We start from the raw sequence: 9,258 nt of genomic DNA, 5'->3' as shown, positions 1-9,258 counted from the left end.
CTCGCGATGGCGGTTATGAATTCACCCACGGTGTCGCGGGTGAAATCGCTTCGCCAGCAAGCTGGCTCCTACGGATGTAGGCACGTCAGGCTTTGCTGGATTGCCCCCAATTCCGACTGCAGGAGCGAGCTTGCTCGCGATGGCGGTTATGAATTCACCCACGGTGTCGCGGGTGAAATCGCTTCGCCAGCAAGCTGGCTCCTACGGATGGAGGCACGTCAGGCTTTGCTGGATTGCCCCCAATTCCGACTGTAGGAGCGAGCTTGCTCGCGATGGCGGTTATGAATGCACCCACGGTGTCGCGGTTGAAATCGCTTCGCCAGCAAGCTGGCTCCTACGGATGGGGGCACGTCCAGGCTTTCCGGGATTGCCCCCAATTCCGACTGTAGGAGCGAGCTTGCTCGCGATGGCGGTTATGAGTTCACCCACGGTGTCGCGGGTGAAATCGCTTCGCCGGCAAGCAGGCTCCTACATTGAGTTGCGTGGCGCGATCAGTCGAACAGCACCTTGGCGACATCGCTGAAGCGTTTGGCGAAATGCACGGTGATGCCTTCCTTGAGGTATTCCGGCAGCTCCAGGTAGGAACCACGGTTTGCCTCGGGAAGAATCAGTTCGTAGATCTTCTGCCGGCGTGCGGCGATGACCTTTTCGCGTACCCCACCGATCGGCAATACCTGGCCGGTGAGGGTGAGTTCGCCGGTCATGGCCACGCCTTTTTTCGGCGCCTTGTTGCGAGCCAGGGACAGCAGGGCGCTGGCGATGGTGACACCCGCGCTCGGGCCGTCCTTGGGGGTGGCGCCTTCGGGGACGTGCATGTGCACGAAGGCCTCGTCGAAGAAGGTCGGGTCGCCCTTGTAAGTCTTCAGGTTGGAGCTGACGTAGCTGTAGGCGATCTCCGCCGACTCTTTCATCACCTCGCCCAACTGGCCAGTCAGCTTGAAACCGCGATTCAGGGTATGAATGCGCGTCGCCTCGATCGGCAGCGTGGCGCCGCCCATGCTGGTCCAGGCCAGGCCGGTGATCACGCCGACACCGGACAGCACCTGCTCGCTGCGGAACACCGGCATGCCCAGGTAGCCTTCGAGATCCTTGGCGGCAATCTTGACCTTGCTCTGCGGATCTTCGAGCAGCTTCACCACGGCCTTGCGCACCAGCTTGCCGAGCTGTTTCTCCAGTTGGCGCACACCGGCCTCGCGGGCGTAACCCTCGATCAGGGCGCGCAGGGCGCTATCGCTGATCGACAGTTGCTTGCTCGACACGCCGGCCTTGTCCAGTTGCTTGGGCCACAGGTGGCGTTTGGCGATGGCTAGCTTTTCTTCGGTGATATAGCCGGACAGGCGAATCACTTCCATACGGTCGAGCAACGGGCCGGGGATCGAATCCAGGGTGTTGGCGGTGCACACGAACAGCACCTTGGACAGGTCCAGGCGCAGGTCCAGATAATGGTCGAGAAATTCGACGTTCTGTTCCGGGTCGAGGGTTTCCAGCAGGGCCGAGGCCGGGTCGCCCTGGTAGCTGCTGCCCATCTTGTCGATCTCGTCGAGCATGATCACCGGGTTCATCACCTCGACATCCTTGAGCGCCTGCACCAGCTTGCCGGGCAGGGCGCCTATATAGGTGCGCCGGTGACCCTTGATCTCCGCCTCATCGCGCATGCCGCCCACCGAGAAACGATAGAAGGGGCGGCCCAGTGACTCGGCGATGGACTTGCCGATACTGGTCTTGCCCACGCCCGGTGGGCCGACCAGCAGGACGATGGAGCCGGCGATCTCGCCCTTGAAGGCGCCCACGGCGAGGAATTCGGTGATGCGTTCCTTGATGTCGTCCATGCCGGCGTGGTGGTCGTCGAGCACCTTGCGGGCGTGCTTGAGGTCGAGCTTGTCCTTGCCGAAAACACCCCAGGGCACGCTGGTGGCCCAGTCCAGGTAATTGCGTGTGACGGCATATTCCGGCGAGCCAGTCTCCAGCACCGAGAGCTTGTTCATCTCGTCGTCGATGCGCTTGCGAGCCTGGTCAGGCAGGGTCTTGCCTTCCAGACGCTGGCTGAACTGCTCGGTATCGGCGCTGCGGTCATCCTTGGTGATACCCAGTTCCTGCTGGATGATCTTCAGCTGTTCCTTGAGGAAGAACTCACGCTGGTGCTCGCCCACGGAGCGGTTCACCTCGGCGGACAGCTCGTTCTGCAGGCGCGCCACTTCCACTTCCTTGCGCAGCAGGGGCAGGACTTTTTCCATGCGCTTGAGGATCGGCACGGTATCCAGCACTTCCTGCAGCACTTTCGATTGCGCAGTGGTCAGCGCGGCAGCGAAGTCGGTCAGTGGTGACGGATCATTGGGGCTGAAGCGATTGAGGTAGTTCTTCAGTTCTTCGTTGTACAGCGGGTTGAGCGGCAGCAACTCCTTGATCACGTTGATCAGCGCCATGCCATAGGCCTTGACCTCGTCACGGGAGTCATTGGCGTTGCGTGGGTAATCGACTTCCGCCAGATACGGCGGGCGATGGTGCTTGAGCCAGCCGCGGATGCGCACGCGGGTCAGGCCCTGGGCGACGAACTGCAGTTTGCCGTCGTCATTGCTGACATGGTGGATGCGCACCACGGTGCCGTGTTCCGGCAGGCTGGAGGTGTCGAAATGGCGCGGGTCGGTAACCGGCTGGTCGACGTAGAACAGGGCCAGAGTGCGGTGCTCGGTCTTGCTGACCAGCTCCAGGGTTTCCGCCCAGTGCTCTTCGTTGACGATCACCGGCAGCACCTGTGCCGGGAAGAACGGCCGATTGTGAATCGGAATCACATAGAGTTTGTCCGGCAGGTTCTGGCCGGGCAGCATCAGGCTGTGGCTGGTCTGCTCCGAAGCGATCTCGATATCTTGCGGTTCGTTCATGCGGCACCTGTCTTTTCACGTTGAGTGTTAGATGGGGTGCTGCTGGCTTTTTTCAATATTTATTCGCTCGGCAGCCCGCGATCTGCGTGCCCGCGGCTTCTCGAAATGCTTGCCGGGTGTTTCGTGCTGTGGCGGTCATTCCACCTGTCGTGGCCCATACAGTTTTTCCATGCAACGCGGTAGAGTGCGCGCATCGCCCATCGAGTTGCGAATCATGCTCAACGCCCGCCTCATGCGCCTGGACGATCAGGCCCACGAACACACCCACGACCACCATCAACTGGTGATGTCGGTGTCGGGGCGTGCCGAGTTCGAAGTGGTCGGGCGGGGTGGCGAGGTGTGCCGGATGCGCGCGTGCCTGGTGCCGGGTGATGCCGACCACCAGTTCGCCGGCATCGGTGACAATCGCATGCTGATCGTCGACCTCAACGAGCAGGACATAAGCAGCGAAGACCTGCAATTGCTCGGCCATCTGTTCGACACGCCGCGCTATCCGCAACTGGATGCCGATTTCCAGCACCTGCTGAGCTACGCCGGCGCCGAGCTGGAGCGTTACGGTAGCGATCCGCTGCTGGCCCGTTCGCTGGGTGGCGTGCTGCTGCGCGCACTGCATCTGCGGGTGTTCGGCGAGCAATCGCTGCGCGGGCATGGCTCGATGGACGTGCAACGCCTCGACGGGTACATCGCCGATAACCTGGCGCGACGCATCAGCGTTGCCGAGCTGGCCCACGTGGCCTGCCTCAGCCCCAGTCACTTCCATGCCCAGTTCAAGGACAGCGTTGGCCTTACGCCGCACCAGTACCTGCTCAAGGCGCGGCTCGACCACGCCACGCGGCTATTGCGTGGCAGTGGCCTGCCGCTGATTCGCATTGCCGAGGAGTGCGGCTTCTCCAGCCAGAGCGCCTTGACCACAGCCATGCGCCGTTATCTGGGGCTTACGCCAAAACGCATGCGCGGTAGCGAATAAGCCGCCTCAGCCAGCTGCCTAGCCAATTATCACGCTCCCGCCCTCCTGTGATGGCTATTTGCCTTGTCTGGCTTCTGGAAAAGTGTGAACTTATCTACATTGCCGACTAATCTTCCCAGCAGCTCTGCCGTTATTAGATGGGGGCGTGTTTATGGCCCAAAGAGGCGCGCGTGTTCTGGACGAGTTCATCATGACCAAAGGTTTTCTTTTCGTATTGCATCTGTCGTTGTTCGCTGCACTGGGCGCCGCTCAGGCCGCCAGCCTGCAGGGCGAACTGGTGGACGCCAAGGGCGCGCCGCTGGCCAACGCCGTCGTCACCCTGCAGGGCCCTGCAAATGGCGCTGCACCACCGGGCAAGGCGGTGATGGACCAGCAGGACATGCGCTTCGTGCCCACCGTGCTGGCCGTTCGCACCGGCACGGCGGTGACCTTTCCGAACCGCGACGACATCCGCCATCACGTCTACTCGTTCTCGGCACCCAAGCGCTTCGAGTTGCGCCTGTATCAGGGCACGCCCAGCGCGCCGATCGTGTTCGACAAGCCCGGGCTGGTGGTGCTCGGCTGCAATATCCACGACTGGATGGTCGGCTACGTGTACATCACCGATGATCCCTGGTTCGCCGTCAGCGATGCCCAGGGCAAGCTGTCCATCGACAATCTACCGGCGGGGGACTACCGCGTGACCCTGTGGCATTCCGCCTTGCCGGACATGCTGCCGCAACAGGGCGCTGCCCTGAAGGTGGAGGCTGGCTCCGTGCAGCAGCGCTTCCAGTTGCCGATCGAGGCACCGAGTGAAACCGACCCGCCTGGCGCACCGCCAAGTGCCTTCGGGGACGCCTTCAAGAAAGCCGTGGAACATGGTTCGCACTAGCTTCCAGGCGCGCATCGCCAGCGTTCTGATCCTGCTGCTGCTCGTGGTGATCGGCGCGCTGTATTTCGCCGTCCAGGCGGCGACCACTGCGTCGATTCGCACCCAGGCACGCGAGCAACTGGATGTCGGCACCAGCGTGTTCGGGCAGTTGCTCGACGTGCACTCACGGCAGCTCAGGGATGCGGTCCAGGTACTGACCACCGATTTCGGCTTCCGCGAGGCGGTGGCCAGTGGTGACGAGGCGACTATCCGCTCGGCGCTGTTCAACCATGGCGCGCGCATCAATGCCGGTGTGGTGATGATGTTCGACATGGATGGCAAACTGACCTCCAGCACCCTGGCGCCCTTGTCGACGGCGCGGGCCGAGCAGATCAACACGCAACTGGGCAGCCAGGGGCAGAGTTTCCTGATGCCTTTCGATGGCAGCATCTACCTGCTGGTACAGGCCACCGTCAGTGCGCCGTTGCCCATCGCGCGACTGGTGATGGGATTTGCCATCGATGAAGGCTTCGCCCGCGAGTTGAACCAGCTGACCCACCTGGAACTGACCCTGACCGGTAGCATGGAGGGGCAGCCCGACGTGCGCGTGAGTACGCTCGATGACATGCCGATGATCGCCTTCGAGGGTGACAGCGGCGAGGTGCTGCATGGTGGCGAGCCCTTCCTGGTGCAGCGTCTGGTGCTCGCCAGTGGCGACGGCTTCCGCGTGCAGGCACTGCTGCAACGTTCCCTGGAGCAGGCCCGCGGTTCGGTCGCGGCGCTCAATCGAAAGATCCTCTTCATCGCCGTAGCCGCGCTGCTGGCCTCACTGGTTGGTGCGCTGTTGCTGGCGCGCAGCCTGTCGCAGCCGATTCGCCGCCTGGCAGGTGCGGCGGAGCGAGTCGGGCAGGGCGACTACGAGGTGCCGCTGGCGCTCGACCGTGCGGACGAACTGGGCAGCCTGGCCAAGGCCTTTCAAAGCATGCAGCAGGGTGTAGCCGAGCGTGAGCGGCAACTGGCGCACAATGCGCTGCACGATCCTCTGACCGGCCTGCCCAATCGCAACCTGGCCCTCGAGCGTCTGGGCAGTGCCATCTCGGCGCAGCGACACATCGCTTTGCTTTACCTGGGCATCGGCAACTTCCGCACGGTCAGCGAGAGCTGCGAAGCGGGGGGGACCGACCGGGTCATGCAGCAACTGGCCAATCGCCTGAAGGCGGCGCTGCGCCCGGCCGACAGCCTGGCGCGGATGGTCGGCGACGAATTCGTGCTGCTCCTCGAAGGAAGTGACATGGAGGGGGCGGTGGCCACCGCCGACCGGGTTCAGCAACTCTCCATGAAGCCCTTTCGGGTCGATAATCTGGACATCGCCCTGGATTGCCGCATCGGTATCGCCGCCTATCCCGCCGATGGCTCTACCCCGGAAGAGTTGCTGCGCCGTGCGGCCATCGCCATGCAGGACGCCGGGCATCTGGCGGGTCGCATTCAGCTTTACGAAAGTGGCCGCGATGTTGCCCAGCAGCGCCAGGTGCAACTGATCCGCGACCTGCGCCGCGCCGCCCATCAGGACGAACTGTTGCTGCATTACCAACCCAAACTGGATATCCGCAACCCAGGCAGAATCCAGGCCGAGGGGCTGCTGCGCTGGCAGCACCCGCAATTCGGCATGGTTTCGCCGGGTGAATTCATTCCGCTGGCAGAGCGCACCGGCAGCATTCAGATGCTGACCGCCTGGGTGATCGAAGAGGGCATCCGCCAGTTGCAGGAGTGGCGTCAGCGTGGGCAGGTCGTACAGCTCTCGCTGAATATCTCCACCGAGGACCTGATCGACGCCGAGTTGCCGACGCGGGTCGGTCGCCTGCTGACGCATTACCAGATTCCAGGTTCACAACTGATCTTCGAAATTACCGAGAGCGGCGTGATGCTCAACCCGGCCGTGGCCCTGCAGGTATTGCATGGCTTGCGCGAAAAGGGCATCGGCCTGTCGGTGGATGACTTCGGTACCGGCTATTCTTCCTTGGCGCAGCTCAAGCGCATGCCGGTGCAGGAACTGAAGATCGACCAGACCTTTATCCGCGATCTGCACGACACCAGCGAAGATGCGGTGATCGTGCGCTCGACCATCGAGATGAGCCACAGCCTGGGGCTCAAGGTGGTCGCCGAGGGCGTCGAGCTGCAGCGCAGCCTGGATCTGCTCGAGCATTGGCATTGCGACAGCGTGCAGGGTTATCTGATCAGCCGGCCGTTGGCCGCGCAGGCCTTCGAGGCCTGGATGCAGCGGCCCTTAACTTCTCCCGTTTCCCTGGTGTATTGACCATGTCCTTGTCCCAACTGACTGGCGGCCTCTTGTTCGCAATGCTCACCACGGCTGCTGTCGCCGGTGACGGGCGGCTGCTGGCCACCGGCGGTGCCAGCAGCCTGGAAGGCGCAGCCGGTGGCGGTATCACCCCCTGGGCGGTGCTGGCCGGTTATGGCGAGCAGGGCGAGTGGGGCGCTGACGTATTCGCCACGCGGGTGGAAACCGGTGACTACCGCCTCGACGTGGCCGGTGTGGCGGCCGCTTATGACAATCGCATCGAGCTTTCCTACGCGCGCCAGCGCCTCGACCTGGGCAACCTGGCGCGCAACCTGAGCCTGCCGGAAAACAGCCTCAGCCAGGACATCTTCGGTATCAAGGTGCGGCTGTTCGGCGATCTGATCTATGACCAGCTACCCCAGGTATCGCTGGGCATTCAGCACAAGCGCCAGAAAGACTTCCTCATCCCCAGCCTGGTCGGTGCCCAGCGTGACGAAGACACCGAAGGCTACCTGACCGCCAGCCGACTGATTCTGGGCGGCGCCTTCGGCTACAACCTGCTGCTCAACGGTGGCGTGCGCTACAGCCGTGCCAACGAGCTGGGCCTGCTGGGCTTCGGCGGTGACCGCCGCGACCGCCATTCGGTGCTCAAGGAAGGCTCAGTGGCGGTGCTGCTCAACCGGCAGTGGGCAGTGGGCGTCGAGTATCGGGAGAAACCGGACAACCTCAATTTCGCCGGGGAAAGCGACTGGGCCGATCTGTTCATTGGCTACTTCCCCAACAAGCATCTGGCCGTGGTACTGGCTTACGCGCGGCTGGGCGAGATCGCCACGCTGGATAACCAGAACGGTGCCTATCTGTCCGTGCAGGGGAGTTTCTGAGCATGCTGCGTTCATTCTGCGTGGCGGTCCTGTCGCTGCTGTTGCTGGTCGGTTGCGCACAGCAGCCTGCCAAGGACGACAGTCTGTACCGCGAGCTCGGCGAGAAGCCCGGCATCACCCGCATCGTCGAGGGCATGCTGCTCAACGTGGCCCGCGATGAGCGCATCGTGCACTTCTTCGCCAAGGTCGACATCGCCGGCCTGCGCGACAAGCTGGTCGACAAGTTCTGCGTGATCGCGGGCGGTCCGTGCGTCTATACCGGCGACACCCTCGAAGAAAGCCACAAAGGCCAGAAGCTGACGCCCAGTCACTTCAATGCCCTGGTCGAAAACCTGCAGGTGGCGATGGAAAGCGAAGGCGTGCCAACACCGACCCAGAACCGCTTGCTGGCGCGCCTGGCGGCTCTGCGGGGGCAGGTCATCGAGCAGTAGTCGCTGTTTTATCCACGACGAAATAGGCTTAGAGTCTGCACCCCTCTCTCAGCCTATTTCGTGAGCCGATCATGTCCGTTACCTGGCACCTCAAACCCCATTCCGAGCTTAGCAAGACCGAGCTGTACGCGGCCCTGGCGCTGCGCACCCAGGTATTCGTGGTCGAGCAGAACTGCCCTTATCTGGAAGTCGATGGTCGTGACCTGGACGGTGATACCTGCCACCTGCTGGGCTGGCAGGGCGATGAACTGGTGGCGTATCTGCGCCTGCTCGATCCGGCGCTCAATGACGGAGAAGTGGTGATCGGCCGTGTGGTAACCGCTGCAAGCGCACGCGGCACCGGCCTCGGGCACGGCATGCTGGAGCAGGCGCTGCAGGCCTGCGCCCAGCGATGGCCGGGCGTCCCGGTCTCTATGTCGGCCCAGGCGCATCTGCAGGGTTACTACGGCCGCTACGGTTTCGTCGCAGTGACCGACGAATATCTGGAAGACGACATCCCGCATATCGGTATGCGCCGCGAGCCATAAGCGATAGCCCTGCGGTAATTGGCGATTCGTTTCTGCTGTGGGCTTCAGCCACCACCCAAAACACCTACAGCCCGAAGCTCCGAACCGCATGCTCTGAACCTCCAGCCACCACTGGCGTTGAATGGCTTTGGTGGGCTAAAGCCCCACCCTACGGTTGATGCCTCTGGGGTAGGTTGGGCTTCAGCCCACCACAACAACGCCCACAGCCCGAAGCACTGAGCCGCATGCTCTGAACCTCCAGCCAGCATCGGCGTTGAATGGCTTTGGTGGGCTAAAGCGCCACCCTACGGTCATGCCCCTGGGGTAGGGTGGGCTTCAGCCCACCACAACAACGGCCACAGCCCGAAGCACTGAACCGCATGCTCTGAACCTCCAGCCACCATCGGCGTTGAATGGCTTTGGTGGGCTAAAGCCCCACCCTACGGCT

Annotated in this window: 7 protein-coding genes; 6 read left to right on the top strand and 1 reads right to left on the bottom strand. The window is 62.8% G+C overall.

All coding sequences use genetic code 11. From position 1 onward, the window contains the following. Positions 1 to 491: 491 nt before the first annotated feature. A complete protein-coding gene (gene lon / locus ACT9T4_RS26400) occupies positions 492 to 2,879 on the bottom strand; it encodes an endopeptidase La (RefSeq protein WP_179537609.1) in 2,388 nt (795 codons plus the stop codon). 214 nt (positions 2,880 to 3,093) lie between these two features. On the opposite strand from lon, the gene ACT9T4_RS26395 reads away from it, so the two are divergent. From ACT9T4_RS26395 to ACT9T4_RS26370, 6 genes are all read left to right on the top strand, one after another. Continuing rightward, the gene (locus ACT9T4_RS26395; RefSeq protein ID WP_499119811.1) at positions 3,094 to 3,846 is read left to right on the top strand and encodes a helix-turn-helix domain-containing protein; all 753 of its coding nucleotides are present in this window, start codon (positions 3,094 to 3,096) and stop codon (positions 3,844 to 3,846) included. 190 nt (positions 3,847 to 4,036) lie between these two features. Then, a complete protein-coding gene (locus tag ACT9T4_RS26390) occupies positions 4,037 to 4,717 on the top strand; it encodes a methylamine utilization protein (RefSeq protein ID WP_179537610.1) in 681 nt (226 codons plus the stop codon). Next, entirely contained in the window at positions 4,704 to 7,010 is a 2,307-nt protein-coding gene (locus ACT9T4_RS26385) for a bifunctional diguanylate cyclase/phosphodiesterase (protein WP_042555009.1), read from the top strand. The genes ACT9T4_RS26390 and ACT9T4_RS26385 overlap by 14 nt, the downstream gene beginning before the upstream one ends. Positions 7,011 to 7,051: 41 nt before the next feature. Next, positions 7,052 to 7,873 carry a DUF3034 family protein gene (locus tag ACT9T4_RS26380; RefSeq protein ID WP_419761287.1) on the top strand — a complete coding sequence of 274 codons (822 nt, stop codon included), beginning with the start codon at positions 7,052 to 7,054 and terminating at the stop codon, positions 7,871 to 7,873. Positions 7,874 to 7,875: 2 nt separating this feature from the next. Next, entirely contained in the window at positions 7,876 to 8,304 is a 429-nt protein-coding gene (locus tag ACT9T4_RS26375; protein WP_042555011.1) for a group I truncated hemoglobin, read from the top strand. A 71-nt stretch (positions 8,305 to 8,375) separates the two neighbouring features. Beyond that, positions 8,376 to 8,831: a GNAT family N-acetyltransferase gene (locus tag ACT9T4_RS26370; RefSeq protein WP_042555012.1), complete on the top strand. Its 456-nt coding sequence runs from the start codon at positions 8,376 to 8,378 to the stop codon at positions 8,829 to 8,831. The last annotated feature ends 427 nt before the right edge of the window (positions 8,832 to 9,258 follow it).

It is taken from the genome of Pseudomonas sp. SZ40 (genome assembly GCF_052958135.1).
This window is presented reverse-complemented; position numbering and strand designations above follow the sequence as displayed.